The following is a 19,152-nucleotide window of genomic DNA, read 5'->3' on the forward strand; positions in this document are numbered from 1 at the left end:
TTTTAAGTAATTATGCTAATTTTAAAATTCTAAAGATCGGATAATGAAAGTGAAACGCCTCTTGACTGGCCCGTGTTTTTTATTCATTGCTGCTATCGTTCCTTTTATCGCCCACGCACAGGTTAACAGCGTGGAATTCGGCAAAAACCGTATCCAGCACAAGAAATTCGACTGGAAGAATTACCAGAGCCCCAACTTTAATATCTACTTTAACCAGGGCGGCCTTGAACTGGGCAAGTTTATTGCACAGCTTGCGGAGGATGAACTGCCGGGCATTGAAGAGGCTATTGAATACTCCTTACAACGCCGGGCCAATATTGTTATTTACAACACTTACGACGACTATAAATCCAGCAACATTGGCATGGGTATAGACTGGCAGAATGCCGGCGGCCTTACCAAACTGGTAAATAATAAAATGGTGCTGTATTTTGATGGCAACCATAGCACGCTAAAGCGGCAGATACGGGAAGGTATTGCACGCATATTAACCGACAACCTTTTATTTGGCGATGACGTGGGGGAGTTTGCCAGCAACCAGGCGCTGCTTGACTTACCCAAATGGCTTACTGATGGTTATGTTGAATACATTGCCGAGCCGTGGAGCACACAAAAGGACGATGACCTTAAAAGCGCTGTACTCAGCGGCAACTACAACACCTTTTACCAATTTGCTTTTGACAAGCCCATTCTTGCTGGTCATGCCTTTTGGTATTATATAGCAGAGCGGTACAAACCTGAAAATGTTACTTATTTTTTATACCTCTCCCGCCTGTACAAGAATATCAACACCGCGGCGCAGCGCATTTGCAAAAAGAAATTTAAAGAAGTACTGGCTGAGTTTATGGATTTTCAGCAACAACGCTATTTTGCTGATATTAAGCAGCGCCGTAATGCACCACGCGGCCGCCTTACAATTGTGGAAGAAACCAAAAAAAGCGATTTCTTTCGTTTTACGGCCAACCCCAACCCCCGCAATATGTCTTACGCGGTGGTTGAGTTTACCAAGGGCGTTTACAGGGTGAATTATATTGACAACTTCTCAGAAAAGAAAGTATTGCTGAAGTATGGCGTAAGAACCTACACCGGCGACATTAACCCCAACTATCCCTTACTGGCATGGGATGGCAAGGGATCCCGCCTGCTGGTTATTTACTGGAAAGAAGGTAAGATAAGAATGTTTGTGTATGATGTTATTGCCAACATCAAGCGCTTTCAGCAGGAGATTACCGGGGTTGACCAGATACTTGATGCGGGCTTTATGCTGGATGCCAATACTATTTTGATGAGTGCCGTGAAAAACGGACACTCTGATATTTACACCTATAAAATTAACGAGGACAAATTCAAACAAATTACCAACGATGTGTACGATGATCTGGACCCATCGCTGGTAGCATTTCCCAACAGAACAGGCATCATCTTCGCATCCAACCGGCCCGGCCCCAATGCTGCCAAGGGCGATACTGTTTTACCCAGCCGCTATCCTTTCAACATCTTTTTGGTTGACATTAATAACAATAGCGAAGTGAAGCAAATTGCGCAACTAAGCAATATTAAAATGGGTAATGCACGTTACCCTATGCAGTACAATACCAACCACTTTACGTTTGCCAACGATGAGAACGGCATTAACAACCGGTGGGCTGGCTTTTTCAGCACACAGCGGGATGGGCTGGATACCTTATACTACATAGGCGACGAAATTCTGCGTAACCCGGTTGACAAGGAACTGGACTCCACCCTGCAGGCCTGGCAAAAGCCCGAGCCGGACAGCATCAGCTACTTCCAGGTGTTTAAAGATTCTACCTATACTTTCCCCATTACCAACTACCAAAGCAGCCTGCTGGAAACAAAAGTAGCCGGCAACAACGGGCAGGTAACCGAAGTAAGAAGAGAAGGGGACTATAAGTTTTTGTATAAGCTGCGTGTAGATTCAACCACGTTGCGTAAGCGCAATGTAAACGCAAGGCCTACCGCCTATGCAAAACGGGTAATGCAGGAGCGGAAAGCCGCTACAGGCGAAGCCATACAGGTAGCGCCCGCCCAAAAGCCTGATGAAGCGGATGCGGACAGTACAAAACCAAAGCAGAATGTTTTCCAGGATGAATTTGAAGAAGAAAGAAAAACAGATACATCTGCACAAATGCCGGGCATTTCGCCGGAAACGCAGACGCCTGCAAAACCATCGGTACTTTCTAAAACATCCCTGTTTAATTACAGGCTTAAGTTTAGTGCGGATTATGTGCTTGCCGGTATTACCAACAACATTCTTGTTAACCGCTACCAGCCTTACGCCGGCGGCAGTGGCCCCATACAGCTAAACAATGGCAACGATATCAACTGGTCTTTCCGCGTAGGCGTAAGCGATTTGTTTGAAGACATTAAATTCATTGGTGGTTTTCGCTTTGGCAGCAGCCTTAGCGACAAAGACTTTTTCTTCTCTTTCCAAAACCTGAGAAAAAGGGTTGATTGGGGGCTTACCTACTACAGAAGCAATATCAAAAATTACTTTGGCTTTTTTGGCAACCCCGGCGACCCCAATGCCGATCCAAAATCCCAGTACGAAAACATGCTATATACCAGCCTTTACCAGTTTAATGTAAACCTGCCATTTAACGAGGTTAAAAGCCTGCGGTTTACCGGCGGTTTAAGAAGGGATAGAGGTGTAGTAAGGCCGTACAATATATTCAATGGCCAGCCGGATGAAACTGGCCTTACTTACAAAGATTCCACCGCTTCAACCGTGCTAACACACCTGGAATATGTGCATGACAATACCATTAACCCTACACTTAACATATGGAACGGCATCCGCTGGAAAATATACTTTGATTTCAATATGGCTTTAGGCAGCGCTGCAACAGAAAGATTTGGCGGTAAAAACACGTATAACGTAGGTTTTGATGCCAGGCATTATTTGAAAATATACCGCAACTTTATATGGGCCGTAAGGGCAGCAGGCGATGCTTCCTTTGGCGATGGCAGGATCAATTATTTCCTGGGTGGTGTTGATGGATGGATAAGCCCCAAATTTATTAACGAAAACCAGCCAAAGAATACCAATTACGCGTTTCAGTCGCTGGCCATTAACATGCGTGGCTTTCACCAGAACATAGCCAACGGCAACAATGCCCTGGTTATCAACAGCGAATTGCGCTTACCCGTGTTTACCACCCTGCTTAACAGGCCGGTAAACAATGCATTCCTCCGTAATTTTCAACTGGTGCAGTTCTTAGACCTTGGTTCAGCATGGGAAGGTGCAATTACCAATATTGCCAGGCCAACACAAATATTCAGTACGGGCGATGGAAATAATCCTGTGCAAATGCGCTTGAGGGCAGGTGGCATAGGGCCTTTTGCAGGTGGTTACGGTTTTGGCGCCAGGAGTACGCTACTGGGCTACTTCCTTAAGGTTGATGCCGCATGGCCCATGAGCGGTATATTCCGTGGCAAGCCCCTTTGGTATTTTGCCTTAGGCCTTGATTTTTAATATCACTACCTCATTTTTACCATAAATAGCTCCGCTCCGGCGGGGCTTTTTATTTGAAGGCGGGTTTTTTATGTTCATGAGAAGATGCGGCGCTTCCTGTTTACCCCAGGCAAAAAATTGTACAATGAACCCAGAGATTAAGTGTTTGCAGCCCAGCCCCAAAGTTTAGTCTTCATAAAAAGACTGCTGGATGATTAGCGGATAATTACAATTTTTCCTGCAAACCATTTATAAACCTGTTGATATAGCTCGGGTACGTCCACCGGTGGCCCAGCCGTACAATAACCAGGTTTTTGGAGGGGTCAACATACACCTGCTGGTTAAGTACGCCCTGCGCAAAATAAGTGCTGCCGGTGCGGGATAGCCACCACTGGTTTTTGTAGCGGTAGCCCTGTATGCTATCCCGGTTGGTGATAGAGTTTACCCATTGCGTGGGAATGAGCTGCCGCCCGTTCCACCAGCCATTCTTCAGATATAGCACGCCCAGCTTGGCAAAATCCCTTGCGGTGGCATTAAGGCAGCAAAAAGCCCGCACTTCATCGCGGCCATCGGTATTCCACGTAGCATCGCTTTCCATACCCAATGGTTCCCATAGCTTTTGCCGCAGGTAATCTTCCGTTTTGCGGCCGGTGGCTTTTTCCAGTATAAACGATAGTATTTGCGTATTCAGGCTCTGGTATTCAAAATCGCCGTTACCATTGTCAAGGCCGGTCTGCAGCATTTTTTTACGCATGTTGTTTTTAAAACCAAGCTGTATAACATCGGATGTTGGGCTGTTGTAACGCTCTGTAAACTTAAGGTTGGTACGCATGTCCAGCACCTGCTGAATGGTAATGTGTGCATAGCCTGTATCGGTTTTCAATAAGTCTGGCAGGTAATTGGTAATGGGCTCAGCCGTGCTTTTTATATAGCCTTCACTAATGGCTATGGCTACCAGGGTGCCTACAAAAGATTTGGCTACGGAAAAAGAGGGCAGCTTGCTTAGCGTATCAAAACCATTAAAGTAACGCTCGTAAATAATACTGTCGTTGCGTATTACCAAAAAAGCGGCGGTTTGCGTACCGGCCAGGTTGCTGTCTAAAAAATTACCCAGGCCCGTATAGTTGCCGGCAGCAGGTTGTATAAAACGGTAGGGGCTGTCACTTTTGGGTATGGTTACAGAGGCAAGTTTTTCATGGTCCTGCAGGTTGAACTTCCTGAACTTGTAGGCCCGTGCCAGGTAGCAGGAGCTGAACAGGCAAACAGCAAAAACAAGCAGCAGGCCATTTATCAGTTTCATACTATTAAGATAAAACCTTACCTATTGTCAACTTCGCCAGTTACTCTCTAATTTTTGTTAAACTATTCATTACTGTTAAACATCTTTTTCATTTTGGCGGCCTGCCTTGCCGCCAGCAGGCCTTTTACCAGGTACACGATTATAATGAGTTTGATGATGCCACCGCTAATAAGCGCAGAGGGGTTTTCAATTACATCCACAGTAACCAGCAACACATAAAAAATAAGCGTGATTAATATAGCTGTAAAGGGGTAGCGTTTACATAACAAAGCCATGGCAAAGAAAAACACGGCAACCCCGCCAAAAACAAACCCCATCAAAAGCCTTCTTTCTGCGGCGGACAGGTAAATAACAACAACACCTGCCAACAGTTGTACCACCGCCACAATGTAAATGGTATTTTCAGCAGACCTTATTTTTCTTTCATAGGCGGCAGTATCAAAAACGTCTTCCAGCAAATTTTTCTGCTGCCCTGTTTTCTGTGTTTCCTGCTGCTCCATAACCGTGTTTATAGTATTTAATATTACGATTTTTTTTATGGGCCCGGCAGAAGGTTTGTTATGGAATCGTTCCTTGCGTCGCACTCGTGTACAGCAAATCTATGTGGAGCAAAGCCCCGCACACCGCTGTCATGTATGCCGTAACAATCACGGTTTATCATCTCGACCTGTCCAATGTTGAATATGTAACCATACCGGATTATAAACCTCGCAAAAAAATAAATTTTAATTGGCATATTTAGCTTCTCGTGTTATATTGCCGTATATCCTAAACCATTATCCTCCAGGCTTTTGTGAAGTTTACAAATGCTAAACTCATTATCGTTCCGGTTGTGAAAAACCAGCGGCTCATCAGCTAACTTTTTAATGCAAAATGTATGATAAACACCCCCGCATGCTACCTGGTAGCTATTATCCTATTGTTGGCTTCCTGTTCAAAGCAACAAGCTGCTTCGCCGGAGCCAGAGCCTCTGCCAACTGAACAGTACGCATTACAGGCAAAAGCTGTTTCCATCGGCGATAACATTGGCGGCTTTTATGAAGCACTTCCGCCGGATTATGAAGGCAGCAACAAAAATTTTCCGCTCCTGCTGTTTTTTCATGGCTCCGGTTCGCAGGGAAATGGTACCACAGAGCTGGATAAAATTCTTCGCTTTGCTTTACCCCAGCTTATTAAAGAGAAAAAGCTGCCGGTTTCTTTTACTGTTGATGGTTCGGCCCATTCATTTGTTATACTAATGCCGCAATTTAAAGCATGGCCCAAACCAAGCCAGGCAAACGAATTGATAGATTATGCAGTGAACAATTACCGCATAGAGCCAGGCCGCATTTACCTGGTAGGAACAAGTATGGGTGGCGGGTTAGTGTGGGATTATAGCAGCCGCAGCGCCGATTGGGCTAAAAGAATTGCCGCCATTGTACCTGTTTGCGGCGCAGCAACCCCCGATGCGGACAAAGCCTCAGTTTTGGCCGAAAACCATGTTCCGGTCTGGGCTTTTCATAATAAAGACGATCAAAATATACCGTTCCAGGACTCTCAAAATTTTATAAGCTGGATAAATGGATATAACCCCCTTATACCAGCCAGGTTTACCATTAGAGACAAGGGCGGTCACGACGCATGGACACTTGCCTGCAACCCGGGCTACAAGGAAAATGGGCTGAATATTTATGAGTGGATGTTGACATTTAAAAGATAATGGTTTCATAGCTCTTATCATGGTACATGAAAGCTCAGCATAAAAAGCAACCGGCTATACCTTCGTGTGAGGGATTGAAGCGGTTACCCCGGTGAGGAACCGCAGCCGGGCCTTGTGCCGGAGTATGAGCACAACCAAGGAAAAGCAACTAAATGTTGCTTTGACGAAGGTTGCGAACGCAGTTCTGCCCGACCCCTTGCGATATCTTGGGGGCACCCCCCTTAACCGAATTATTCAAGCACAAAAAAGCCCCGTTTTGTACAGGGCTTTTTTTTAAACAGATGTAGTAGAATTACCAGTTACTTAATCTTATGCCAAAAGCATAAGGGTATTGCTTAAGCGCTTCTTTATGAAGGGGGTTGATGCTGTAGGTGCCATACAACCGTACGGGGCCCAGGCCAAGCTCGCCAATGTAAGCAAAGCGCCAGGTGTTTAGGCCAATATTGCCTGATATTTTTTGTGTTCCCCGTTCGTCGCTGCTTTGTTTGTTGCGGCTGCTGTACATCCACCCGGCGCTAACACCAAAGCTAAAACTCAATCCTTTTCTTCTTCCGCCGGAGGGGTCTATGTTTACCATAAAAGGCACGGTTATATAATCCGCTGCCAGTTTGTTTTTTGAGAAGAGTACGGTATCCCGCCAGATGCTGGCCGGGCCTTTGGTGTAGCTGGTGGTTAATTGCTTTTCGTAAAAGAAATTGTACATGTTAATGCCAAGGCCATATTTAAGGTTTACCACATGGTCAACCACATTTAGCTTTTGCATAAACAGCCAGATGTTTACATTCATGGAGCGTACACTTCTTAACGTAAAATCTTCTTTGGTAAAACCTGGCTGGTTACCGCTGGTAACCAGGTAATTTCCGGATAAGCCGCTGCCATAGTTGGTCCTGTCATTCCAGTTGTTAAAGCCAAAATCGAAAATGAACCAATTGGTGCTGATGTTATCGCGGTACCTTCGTCTTTCCCCACCCGGTTTGCCTATCTGTATGTTGAAGGAGCTGTCTGTATCGCTGTTGTAATTGGTATCATCGTTCCTGCTCTTTTTCTTGTTTTTCTTTACGATGATAAAATTGCCTACCCTTATGGTATCCGGCTCATTCTTCTGCGTACTATCTGACTGGGCCAGGGTTGCGTGGGCAAAAAACATAGCTGCTGCAATAAGTAAAAGCTTGTTCATGTAATTTGGTTTGATCGTTATTTGTTTTCCTTGTCTATTTCAAAACTGGCAATCTGCAGCTTGCCGTTATCAATGTCTTCTTCGTTTTTATTTCCAAACAGGCGGGATGCCTTTTTGAGTAAATTTTTTACTTTGGATTTATTCAGTTGCATGGAGCCTACATACACGGTTCTTTGCTCCGCATCTATATCGGTATCCAGTTCTTTGTAAGTAGTAGCAACTGGCGTTGCATTGTTACTGCCGGTTGTTTCTGTTGTAATGGAAGGTTTTACTGTTATGCTGCTCTCCCGGTTAAGGTTACCCACAATAATGGGTGCATCTTCGGGTTGCTTTACAACAGGTATAACCACAGCATCATTCGTTACCGGTTTTGCAGTTTCAACCCCGGCAATTTCTTCATCCGGTAGGGATACGGTATTGGCCGGTTGCCGTTGCTTACTGTTTTCTTGAGGCGTTTTAGTGTTAGCAGTTACAGGCGCCTGCTGCGCTTCCTTTCCGGGTTTTCTGTCTGTACCTGTTTGTTGTGCTGGCTGTGCTGATTGCTGCGCAACAGCAGGCTGTTCGTTTGCTTTTTGCTGTACCTGTGGCTGTGTACCGGTAGCTGGCTGTTGACTCTTATCAATGGTCACCAGGCCTTGCTCCTGGCTGCTTTCTTTTTCACCGGCATACCATACAACTGTGCCGGATATTGCCAGTACTAATACAGCGGCCGCGGCCAAACGCCACCAGCGCATAGCAATTATCCTTCTTTCCTTCTTGCGCCTGTAAAGAACGTCTTTTTGTTTAAACTCAACGGTTTCCGGTGGCAAGGTTGTTTGCTGCAGCAGTGTAAACTCCTGCTGCAACTGCGGGTGCTGCAATACAAATTTTTCTACATCTTTTCTTTCATCGGCAGATAGCTCATTATCTATGTATAGCAAAAAGTATTCTTCGTAATTGGCCAGGTTAATATGGCTCTGTGTTATTTTATAAAGATTGGCTTTATTACCAAAGCCCAGCTTTTCATCTGGCAGCAGCCGGGCCTGCTGCAACAGCTCCAGCTCTGCCGCAAGGTCTGCGTTTTGCTGTACAAACCACTCCACTTCCATACGCTGATGGATGCTCAGTTCATCATCAACATACAGCAGAAAATACTCTTCGTAATTTTGCCTGTTTACTGCCACGGTTGTTTTTTTAGCAAATGGTAAATTATATTTTGCGGGCAAAAGCCCTGCCATTAACACCGGTAATTGTTTACAACTTACATTACATTTTGCGGGCTTACCAGGTAGTTGCGCAGGATAATCCTTGCCCTGTGCAGGTAAACTTTAACCTGGCTGCTGTTTAAGCCTGTAATTTGCCCAATTTCATCGTAACTGTACCCTTCGTAATCTTTCAGCATAACAAGGCTTCGTTGTGTTTCGCTCAGCCTATTCAACGCTTCATGCAGGGTTTTCCTGGCGTTGTTCACCTGTGTTTGCTGAACTTTGGCTTCGTCGTTAAATTCTTCTTTCAAATGTATGCGTTTTACCTTTCTTATGTGGTCTATCATCTGGTTATAGGCCACTGTGAAAAGATAAGATTTGCATTTTGCCGGGTCTACCATTTCTATATTCCGCCAAAGCTTTTCGAAAGCCGTTTGAACAATATCCCGTGCGTCTTCCTCATGCCGCAGGTTTTTCACAATAAAGCGAAAAACATTGTCGGAGTAAAGGTTAACACAGTCGTTAAATTCTTTTTCTGTCATAAACAGCGGAGATTGTTCAGTTATTGCCTTGCTGGTTGTTGTACGATGTTGTTTTAAAAAAGTTACAGGGTGCTGTAAAAAAGTTACCGTAAAGTGGTGTTAATGCGAAAGAAGCTTTCGTTAAACAGTGAACCGCCGCCGGGAGTGTTTGTGTTGGAATCCTTTTTTTGGCTGGCCTGTTGCTGGTTTTGGCTATGACGGCCACCTGCCTGGTTTTGCCGGGGAGACAATACCCATGCTGCCGAAAAAATCGCAGCTATCATTAAAAAAGGGATGATGTTTCGTATGGGCTTCACTGGTTATAGATTTGTTCTACGAAGATAATCGTATATTGGATATTCAACAATTTTTTCTTGCGGGTGCTTTTTATTTCACATACCCTTAACTGAACGTAAAAACAGTTTGATTGTTACACCAATACGCCAGTATTTTTAAAATTTGACGCAAACACAACCCCACATAACTAATTGTTAGCCAGTAAGTGCCTGAGTAAGGGATAAGAAAACATTACGGATTATTTTTTGAACCGCAGCGTATAGGAGGAGCAGTTGAAGATTAGTTAAGAAGCATTTTCTGAGCCCGTTTCAAGTGCTAAAGTGCCGCACTCAACGTGTCATTGATTGCCGTATAGAACGGCAATGATTTACTATTGCCCATTCCAGCAACAGCACTAACTACCCTGGCTGAAAAGCCGCCAAAAGAACAGAACGATGAACGTAATGCGACGCAACAGGCGATGCCATGAAATACCGTCGCTGGTAACCAAATACAGTTTTCAGTTCCTTAAAAAATAATCTAATACCGCTTAAAATTTTACAGCCACGCTTAATATCAAATCCGTAACATATTTTTACTTTTCCTATAACATTGAACATAACATATGCTTAAACCCTTAACACTACCGGCACTGCTGGTGCTTGTATCCGTATTTGCCTGCCCCGCTTTAGCACAGGAACGTATTAACAGCGGCGAACTGCTTGACAAAGGAGTTGCCCTTTACGAGGAACGCAAGTACAAAGAAGCCATCGCCCTTTTCAGTAAAATTTCCCGCAGCGATACCAATTACAGCCGGGCTTTGCATGAGCTTTCGTTAGCCAGTTACTCAGACAGTAATTTTACCGCCAGCAAAGCTTACGCTGAAGAAGGAATTAAGCGCTTTCCTGAGCAAAAAGACAAATGGTATAACCTGCTGGCCAATACCCTGGATGAACTTGGCAAAAAGGATGAAGCCATTAAATACTACGAAGAAATAATAAAAATAAGTCCTTACAACTACCTGGCCTGGTTTAACAAAGGGGTTACCCTTATGGGCGAAAAGAAATATACAGAAGCAAAGGCCTGCCTGCAGCAAACCGTTTTGATTAACCCTTACTATCCATCTGCCCACTACTTTTTGGGTGTGATTAACTTTGATGACGGACGTATGGCGCCCGCCATGCTTAACTTTACCACCGCTTTGCTGATAAACCCCGAGCACAAGTATGCCGGCCGTATTACACGCTACCTTTCCAGCATAGCCAACGCGACAGATGATGTGGCTAAAAACACCGCCAAGCGCAAGGCTTTAAGCACAGATGATTTTGAACTGCAGGAAGAAATACTGGCCAGTAAAGCGGCGCTTGACAGGGGCTACAAACTGCAAACCTCTCTTGAAGACCCTATTACCCGCCAGTTACAGGTGTTGCTGGAAAAACTGGAATTTAACCCCGCGGATAAGGGCTTTACCATGCAGTATTATGTACCGTATTTTACCGCTCTTTACCAACAGGGAGACCTCAACAAAGCTGCCAACTATATGTTCAGCGGGCTGGATATAAAAGATGTTCAGTCTTTTGTAAAAAAGAATAAAAAAGAACTGCAGGCTTTTGCAGATAAACTGGTTACCTACTTTAATGAAATTAAAGAAACCCAACTGGCTGATGCTGCTGCCCGTAAAACGGCCAAAACCCGCTTTTACTGGTCTGATAACTATGTTGCCGGTAAAGGCGAGTGGACCATAATTAACGATGAAAAGAAGTTTACCGGCCCCTGGGAGTTTTATCACAGTAATGGCGCATTAAAATCCAAAGGCATGCTGAATAACGAAGAGGGCAACGAAGGTGAATGGGTATTTTACTATAACAGCGGCCAGTTAAAGGAAAGATCGAATTTTAAAGCGGATAAGGCGGATGGTAAAAGTACGTCCTGGTTTGGCAACGGCATGCTTATGAGCGAAGACAATTATGCCGCCGGCGAACTGAACGGAGAATCGAGAGATTATTACTACAACGGCCTTTTGAAAAGGGTTACCCAATACAGTAATGGCAAAAAAACCGGAACTGAAAAAAGCTATACCCTGCGTGGAACTCTTGATTATGTGTACAACTACAAAGATGATGTACAGGAAGGAGAGCAGTTGCACTATTATGTAAACGGGCGGTTGCTTAGCCGTACCATTTACAAGGATGGTAAGGCAAACGGGTTGTTTCAAAAATATGAAAACAACGGTGTGCTTGTTATGGAAGGCAATTTTGTGGATGACCAGCAGGACGGCGCCTGGAAAGAATACTACTCAGATAAAACATTGCACAAGGAATATACTTATGTAAACGGCAAAATGCAGGGAGAATTTAGAGAATACCACCTCAATGGCAAACTGAGTGAAAAATCAACTTATGAAAATGGCCAATTGACAGGTAAATCTGAAGACTACACAGAGGATGGAAAACTGTTTACCGAAAGCACATTTCAGAAAGATCGCTTTAAAGAAATGAAGTTTTATGACTATGAAGGAAAAGTTATCGGTAGCAATGCATCCAGAAACGGGGGTGGTAACATTACTTATTACAACCAGGATGGCACAAAATCAAGCGAGTTTATTTTTACCAAAGAAGGCATAAGGGATGGGGCTTTTAAAGGATATTATAAAAACGGCCAGGTTAAAATGAGCGGTATTTACAAACAGGGCCGCCTGCAGGGAGAACGTACACTTTACCATAGCAACGGGGCATTATCTGAAAAGATAAATTTTGTACAGGATGAAGAAGATGGATGGTACGAATCTTACCATGATAATGGTAAACCCAGGTACCTGGGCTGGATGTCTGCAGACAAAAAAGAAGACAACCATATTGAATATGATTATGCAGGCAACAAACACGCCGAAACGTATTACAGCGATAATGAGCAGCATGGCTATACTGCTTATTTTTATCCTAACGGAAAAAAAGACTACGAGCAACTGTTTACTTATGGCTGGTTAAAGCATATTACACAATTCGACTCTACCGGAAAAGAGGTGGCAGATATTGATATGCCCCAGGGAAAGGCTTCTTTTACATTTAAACATTTTAACGGTAAGGATTATCTGAAGGGCAGCTATGAAAATTATGCCTTGAACGGAAAATATGAGGCTTTCTTTTTTGACGGCAGCCTTAATACTTTGCAGTTCTACAAACAAGGTTACAGGGACAGCCTCTTTAAATCTTATTATTATGGCGGCCAACTGGAAGCAGAAGGACGTTATGCGGACGGCAACCCCGATGGGTTGTGGAAGCATTATTGGCCCAATGGCAAACTTGAGTACCAGGAAAACTATATTTATGGGCAGCAGGATGGCGATTACCTGGTGTATAATGAAGATGGTACACTGGATAAGAAAATGCTGTATAAAAACAATATGCTACATGGCCCTTACAGCATTTATGGGGATAACAACCAACTGGCGGTACAGCTTAACTACGAGTTTGACAGGCTGGTTAGCTATACTTACCAGGGTAAAGATGGCAATATGGTGGCGCCGATACCGGTTTTATACGGTACAGCCATGGTAACTGCCTACTATAAAAATGGCAACAAAAGCGCTGAAATGAATTTTGAAGACGGTGTTATAAACGGCATCCGTAAAATATATTTTACTAATGGCCAGCCTTATATTGATGGGACCAGGGCAGAGGGCAGGGAATCCGGCATTAAGAAAATTTATTTTACCAACGGCCAGTTAGAAAAAGAAGAAAACTACCTTGCCGGTAATAATCACGGCCTGCAAAAATATTATCATCCTAACGGCAAACTAAAAGCTGAAGAAAACTGGTATTTAGGTAAGCAGAATGGCCTGTGCAAATACTACGATGAAACCGGGAAGCTCAAGCAAACAAGGCTGTATTATTACAATATGTTGCTGGAAGTAAAATAAACCCCTTTGCCCAACGGCATTTAATTACATAAACAAACTCAACATACATGAAAACATTTGGTACGCTATGGATATTGATGGCGGCAGTGGTGGCCTGGCCTGCCCGGGCTTCTGCCCAAACCATCGAAGAGCTTGCCGCAAAATATCCCAACAATTATGCGGTATTCCTAAACTACAACCGCGATACCCGCATTTTCCTGAAAGACAATGTGCCACAGGCAGAGACCAAAGAATACATTGAAATTGCCGTGCTTGACGACAAAGCAAACGGCTTGTATAATAAATACAAAGTCTTTCATGGTTCCTTTGACGAACTGAAAGAACTGGAAGCCTATACCCGCTACCCGGATGGCAACCGTTATAAAAAGATAAATGTGCCGGAAATAAAAACCCAAAGCTCACGGAGCAGCGGCGTTTTTTATGACGATGTAAAAGAATCCGCCTTCGATTTTTCCTCGCTTGTAAAAGGAGCTTATGCCGTTGTAAACAGTACGGAATACAACAAAGACCCACACCTGCTTTCGCCTTTTTATTTTGCTTCTTACCTGCCGGTGGTAAACGCGAAATTCACTATCAGTTTTCCTTCTGACATGGAGATAAAATACAACATCAGGAACGATGGGCAGCAAAAAATTAAGGTAAAGGAAGACAATAAGGGCAGGGAACATTCTTATGAATTTACAGCCAATGATGTAAAACACCTGGATCGTTTTGGCGATGCGCCCTCCATGTCTTATTACGAGCCTCATGTTATTGTGCAGATAGCATCTTATAAAAACGATAATGGAGAAAATGTAAACTACCTGCGCAACCTGGATGACCTTTACCAATGGAATTACGCCTTTATCAAAAACCTTGACAATACCAAGGGCGAAACCATTAAGCACCTGGCAGATAGTTTAACAGCCGGCATTACCACACCCAAAGAAAAAGCCAAGCGCATTTACCAGTGGGTGCAGCAGCATATTAAGTACGTGGCTTTTGAAGATGGGCTGGAGGGTTTTGTACCACGTAAGGCTGAAGCCGTATGCACACGCCGCTATGGCGATTGCAAGGATATGGCCAGCCTGCTTACCGCCATGATGCAATTGGCCGGTTTGGATGCACACTTTACATGGATTGGCACCCGCCATATTCCTTACGATTATACCGAAGTATCGCTGCCCATAACGGATAACCACATGATATCTGCCGTAAAAATTGGCAGCGAGTGGATTTTCCTGGATGGCACCGATCCGGGTTGCATTTTTGGTTTGCCCAGCAATGCCATACAGGGCAAGCAGGCTTTAATTGCCATCAACGAAAAAGAATACAAGGTAGAGCGTGTTCCAGTAATTGAAAGCGATAAAAACGCGGTGGTTGACAGTACATTTATTTCCATTGCCGATAACGGCATCAAGGGCCGCAGCAGTGTATATTACCAGGGCTACTTTGCAACAGATATCAACAACGGCCTTATGTACCGGGATGCCAGGGATACCCGGGACTTTGTTAAAAGCCGCATGGGCAAAGCCAGCAACAAATTCATACTGGGAGATTACACCATTAACAACAAGCAGGAAGATAAAAGCCTGGTAAACATACAAGCAGATTTCCATGTGCCAGATTACGGTAAAAAAGTTGCGGACGAACTGTACATTAACCTTAACCTGGAAAAGTTCTTTGCATCCTCAGTTATAGACACCGCCAAACGCAAAGTGGCCATGGAAAACGACTATCATTATGTTATTACCCAATACACCATACTGGATGTTCCGGAAACATACAAGGTAAATTACTTGCCCAAAAACTTCAATCTTAAGAACGATGCTGTATCATTCGATATACAGTATAGCGTGCAGGGAAACAAAATAATAGCAAAACAGGAAATAAGGAATAACTTCCTGCTAATGCAGCCAAAAGACTTTGCTACCTGGAATAGTGCCATAAAAGAACTTCAGAATCAATACAAGGAACAGGTAGTTATTACAAAAAGCAATTAAATTTTACAGATACAGTTGTATGAGAAAATTAATTTTTACAGCGGCATGTTTGTTAGCAGCTTATGCCGTTAATGCCCAACGGTATACTTACAGTCCGCTTACACGCTGGCAGGAAAAACCAGTACTTCATAGCATTGCCGATTCTTTTAAAACCGAAAGCGCGGTAGCCATTCTTGATGAAAGAAAGATACACTACCGTAAAGAAGATAAAGACATGTTTGTCTACACCACCTATCACAAGATCATCAAGATAAACGATGATAAGGGTATAGAAATGTTCAATAAAATATATGTACCGGTATATTACAACGCCGCCATACAGGATATAAAAGCCAGAACACTTACAGCCGGCGGCAAATTGTACACCTTAACAGAAGACAAGATCAAAGAAATTGAGGAAGATGAACGCAGATACAAACTCTTTGCCCTGGATGGCGTTGAAAAAGGCGCCGAGGTAGAGTACAGCTACAGCATTAAAAAACCACTAAGTGTTTTTGGAATAGAAATCTTCCAGGACGGCTCGCTGCCTGTTCAGGAGGCCGTATTTACCCTTATAGCTCCTAACCATTTAAAGTTTGATGCAAAAGGCTATAATGGTTTCAACGTAAGCGCAGATTCTGTTATTGGCGAAGAACGTTTTATTGACGGCAATGCCGCCAACATACCCACGCTGGAAGATGAAAAGTACAGCATGCGTGATAAATATCTTAAACGTGTGGAGTATAAACTAAGCTATAACCTTTCCAATAATTCTGACGTTAGGTTGTACACCTGGAAGGAGTTCGCCAAAAAAGCCTATGGCGTTTATACCACACGCACACCCAAGGAGCAAAAAGCCGTGGATGGACTTTTCTCAAAAATGAAAATTGCAGATGGCGATGAAGCGCATACAATCCTGGCAGTAGAAGATTATGTAAAAACCAATTTCAATATAGATAAAAAGCTTATCTCCGAAGATGGCGACGACCTGGAAAAAATCATCCGTACAAAAGCCTGTAACGATGGGGGCTCTCTGCGGCTGCTGACTGCCCTGTACGATAAATTAAACATTAACTACCAAATCGTCTTTGCTTCAAGCCGCGGAGATTATCCGCTGGATGAAGAGCTGGAAAACTGGAACCGCATAGATGATATGCTGCTTTATTTTCCCGGTACCAAAAAATACATTTCCCCGGTTTCTGTAGAGCTTCGGTATCCCTACATTTCTCCCGTTCTTGCCGGGGGCAGGGGGCTGTTCCTAAAAACTCTTTCCATCGGCAACCTTAAAACGGCCATCGGTTCTTTTGGCGATATTGCTATGGAGCCTTTTGAAGAACACGCCATTAACCTGCAGGCCAGCCTGCGTTTTAATGAATCGCTGGATACCCTGCTCATTACCAGCAAGCAAATTTTAAAAGGTTATGGCGCTACCTCTTACCGCCCCATTTATGTATTTCTGCCTAAAGACAAACAGGACGAAGCCACCAAAGAAATTATTAAAAGCGTAGGTGGAGAAAGCACCGATGTTTCCAATATTAAAATTGAAAACACCCTGCTGCCGGATTACTTCGACAATAAACCACTCATTATTGGCGGCGATATTAAAAGCGCCGATATGATGGAACGTGCAGGCAACAAAGTGCTGTTGAAAATTGGCGAAATAATCGGCCCCCAGGTGCAGATGTACCAGGAAAAACCCCGCCAGTTACCTGTAGAATTGCCTTATCCGCATGTGCTGCAACGCACGGTACAATTGCAAATACCCGACGGTTACAGCATAAAAAACCTGAAAGATGCGGATATGGATATTTCCTATAAAGATGGCGATACAGTTACCATGGGTTTTACCAGCACGGCAAAGCAAAATGGCCAGCAGGTTGAAATTATCATTAACGAAACCTACCGCAATCTTACCTATCCGCTTTCGCAGTTTGAAGACTTTAAAAAAGTAATCAACGCGGCGGCAGATTTTAATAAAGTGGTATTTGTGCTGGAGAAAAAATAAGTTGCCAGTTAAACGGTTTAAAAAGGCGCCCGGCGGGCGTCTTTTTTTGTGACTACAGTTTAGGGCGCCCCCGCCAAAATACAGGGCGGGCCGGGCTATCCGCTGCAAGTCCTCACCACCTCCGCTAAGGCTGCGGTGGTTGCGGGCTTTCCGCTTCTATCCCTGGCGCGGTGGTGACGCTTCGTAACATTCTGCCAGCCCGCTGCCGTTCAGCACATTAAAAAACCCCGGCAATGCCGGGGCCTGTTGGTTGGTTTTGGTTTATAAAGAGAAACTTTAATTTTTCTTCCTTTTATCTATTTCGGTGCATAACGATGCAAAGATATCCTCTATATTGCCTTCTCCGTTAAGGTTTACCACTTTATCAAACTGGCTGTAATAAGCCGCAACCGGCAAGGTTTCTTTCTTGTACACATCCTGCCTCTTCTTTTGAACTTCCACATCCGCATCATCCAGCCTGCCGCTGGTCTTGGCACGGTTTACCAGCCGTTTAACCAGTTCATCCTCGTTTACCTGTAATGCCAGCACAACACCAATAGAAGTCTTTTTCAGTTCCAGCAACCTGTCCAGCGCCTCCGCCTGTGCCACTGTGCGTGGAAAGCCGTCAAACAAAAAACCTTTGGCGCCGGGGTTGGCATCCAGCGCTGCGCTTATCATGCCTATAACTACTTCATCCGGAACCAGTTGCCCCTTTTCAATCAGGCCCTTGGCCTCAAGGCCCAGGGGTGTTCCTTCTTTCATCTCTTTCCGCAACAAATCACCTGTGCTAAGGTGAATAAGACCGTATTTAGCTATTAAGTTTTCACTTTGCGTACCTTTACCACTACCCGGAGGGCCGAATAAAATAATATTGAACATATTGCTTGCTGTGATTAGGTGAGTGGCAAATATAGCAATCGCTTTTAAAAACCTTTAACAAATGGCCCCGCTTTTTGAGATTTGTTCACTCAAATCTCAAAAATGAGTTAAACCATTCAAGCCTTTAAACCGTTAAACAACAATAACCGTATTTTTCTAAAACGTTTATATATGAAATGGTTAAGCCTGCTATTTATCTATGCATTTGTAATACAGGGCTGTTATGCTCAAAACAATAAAAAACAAGATAAGAAGATGGAAAATACAGACAAAAACGCCAAAAGCACTGTTTATTCAAGAACAGATACCGCTAAAGTGGCCATCGCAGATGAGGAATGGAAAAAGATTTTGTCGCCCGAAGTTTATTATATAGCCCGTGAAAAGGGCACAGAGCGGCCATGGACAAGCAAGTTTGAAGACTTTAAAGAAGTGGGCACGTATTATTGTGCCGCCTGCGGCAACGCACTTTTTAAAAGCGATACCAAGTTTGAGAGCGGCTGCGGCTGGCCCAGTTTTTACCAACCCATCAGCAAGGCGGCTATCATATACACGCCAGACAATACCCACGGCATGACAAGGACTGAAGTGCAGTGCGGCCGTTGCAAGGCCCACCTGGGGCATGTATTTGAAGATGGGCCGCCGCCAACCGGCCTGCGTTATTGCATTAACGGCGTAGTGCTTGATTTTGAGAAAGCGCAGGAAGCAGAAAAAAAGTACAACGAAGAAAATAAACAATAATAAAAAAACGGGGCTTCACTTTGCAAAGTGAAGCCCCGTTTT

General features: G+C 44.1%; 13 protein-coding genes. 6 read left to right on the forward strand and 7 right to left on the reverse strand.

The features are described 5' to 3' along the window. The first annotated feature begins 43 nt into the window (after nt 1-43). Nucleotides 44-3,493: a hypothetical protein gene (locus tag F0364_RS13910; protein WP_235921105.1), complete on the forward strand. Its 3,450-nt coding sequence runs from the start codon at nt 44-46 to the stop codon at nt 3,491-3,493. Between the two features lie 205 nt (nt 3,494-3,698). Here F0364_RS13910 and F0364_RS13915 read toward each other — a convergent pair whose 3' ends face one another. Next, complete coding sequence (locus F0364_RS13915) at nt 3,699-4,772, reverse strand: serine hydrolase domain-containing protein (RefSeq protein WP_153798389.1); 1,074 nt, start codon at nt 4,770-4,772, stop codon at nt 3,699-3,701. 62 nt (nt 4,773-4,834) lie between these two features. Further along, nucleotides 4,835-5,272 (reverse strand): hypothetical protein, encoded by a 438-nt coding sequence (locus tag F0364_RS13920; protein WP_153798390.1) that lies wholly within the window; start codon nt 5,270-5,272, stop codon nt 4,835-4,837. Between the two features lie 377 nt (nt 5,273-5,649). Between F0364_RS13920 and F0364_RS13925 the strand changes: the two genes are divergently transcribed. Then, nucleotides 5,650-6,471, forward strand: coding sequence for a carboxylesterase family protein (locus F0364_RS13925; protein WP_153798391.1), 822 nt, complete (start codon nt 5,650-5,652; stop codon nt 6,469-6,471). A gap of 292 nt (nt 6,472-6,763) precedes the next feature. Here F0364_RS13925 and F0364_RS13930 read toward each other — a convergent pair whose 3' ends face one another. From F0364_RS13930 to F0364_RS13945, 4 genes are all read right to left on the reverse strand, one after another. Further along, complete coding sequence (locus tag F0364_RS13930) at nt 6,764-7,648, reverse strand: hypothetical protein (protein ID WP_153798392.1); 885 nt, start codon at nt 7,646-7,648, stop codon at nt 6,764-6,766. Nucleotides 7,649-7,665: 17 nt separating this feature from the next. Continuing rightward, nucleotides 7,666-8,811 carry an anti-sigma factor family protein gene (locus tag F0364_RS13935; protein ID WP_153798393.1) on the reverse strand — a complete coding sequence of 382 codons (1,146 nt, stop codon included), beginning with the start codon at nt 8,809-8,811 and terminating at the stop codon, nt 7,666-7,668. Nucleotides 8,812-8,888: 77 nt separating this feature from the next. Then, nucleotides 8,889-9,374, reverse strand: coding sequence for an RNA polymerase sigma factor (locus tag F0364_RS13940; protein WP_153798394.1), 486 nt, complete (start codon nt 9,372-9,374; stop codon nt 8,889-8,891). 83 nt (nt 9,375-9,457) lie between these two features. Continuing rightward, nucleotides 9,458-9,670: a hypothetical protein gene (locus F0364_RS13945; protein WP_153798395.1), complete on the reverse strand. Its 213-nt coding sequence runs from the start codon at nt 9,668-9,670 to the stop codon at nt 9,458-9,460. Between the two features lie 584 nt (nt 9,671-10,254). Between F0364_RS13945 and F0364_RS13950 the strand changes: the two genes are divergently transcribed. The 3 genes from F0364_RS13950 to F0364_RS13960 are packed head-to-tail and all read left to right on the forward strand — an operon-like array spanning nt 10,255 to nt 17,514. Then, on the forward strand, nt 10,255-13,548 hold the full coding sequence (locus F0364_RS13950; protein WP_153798396.1) for a toxin-antitoxin system YwqK family antitoxin: 3,294 nt from the start codon (nt 10,255-10,257) through the stop codon (nt 13,546-13,548). Between the two features lie 47 nt (nt 13,549-13,595). Further along, a complete protein-coding gene (locus tag F0364_RS13955; RefSeq protein ID WP_153798397.1) occupies nt 13,596-15,530 on the forward strand; it encodes a transglutaminase domain-containing protein in 1,935 nt (644 codons plus the stop codon). Between the two features lie 19 nt (nt 15,531-15,549). Continuing rightward, complete coding sequence (locus F0364_RS13960) at nt 15,550-17,514, forward strand: DUF3857 domain-containing protein (protein WP_153798398.1); 1,965 nt, start codon at nt 15,550-15,552, stop codon at nt 17,512-17,514. A gap of 276 nt (nt 17,515-17,790) precedes the next feature. Here F0364_RS13960 and F0364_RS13965 read toward each other — a convergent pair whose 3' ends face one another. Next, the gene (locus tag F0364_RS13965) at nt 17,791-18,372 is read right to left on the reverse strand and encodes an adenylate kinase (RefSeq protein ID WP_153798399.1); all 582 of its coding nucleotides are present in this window, start codon (nt 18,370-18,372) and stop codon (nt 17,791-17,793) included. A gap of 171 nt (nt 18,373-18,543) precedes the next feature. Between F0364_RS13965 and msrB the strand changes: the two genes are divergently transcribed. Then, nucleotides 18,544-19,110, forward strand: a complete 567-nt coding sequence (msrB, locus tag F0364_RS13970; RefSeq protein ID WP_153798400.1) for a peptide-methionine (R)-S-oxide reductase MsrB — start codon at nt 18,544-18,546, stop codon at nt 19,108-19,110. Nucleotides 19,111-19,152 lie beyond the last annotated feature (42 nt).

The sequence above is a fragment of the Foetidibacter luteolus genome, assembly GCF_009650435.1.
GTDB lineage: Bacteria > Bacteroidota > Bacteroidia > Chitinophagales > Chitinophagaceae > Foetidibacter > Foetidibacter luteolus.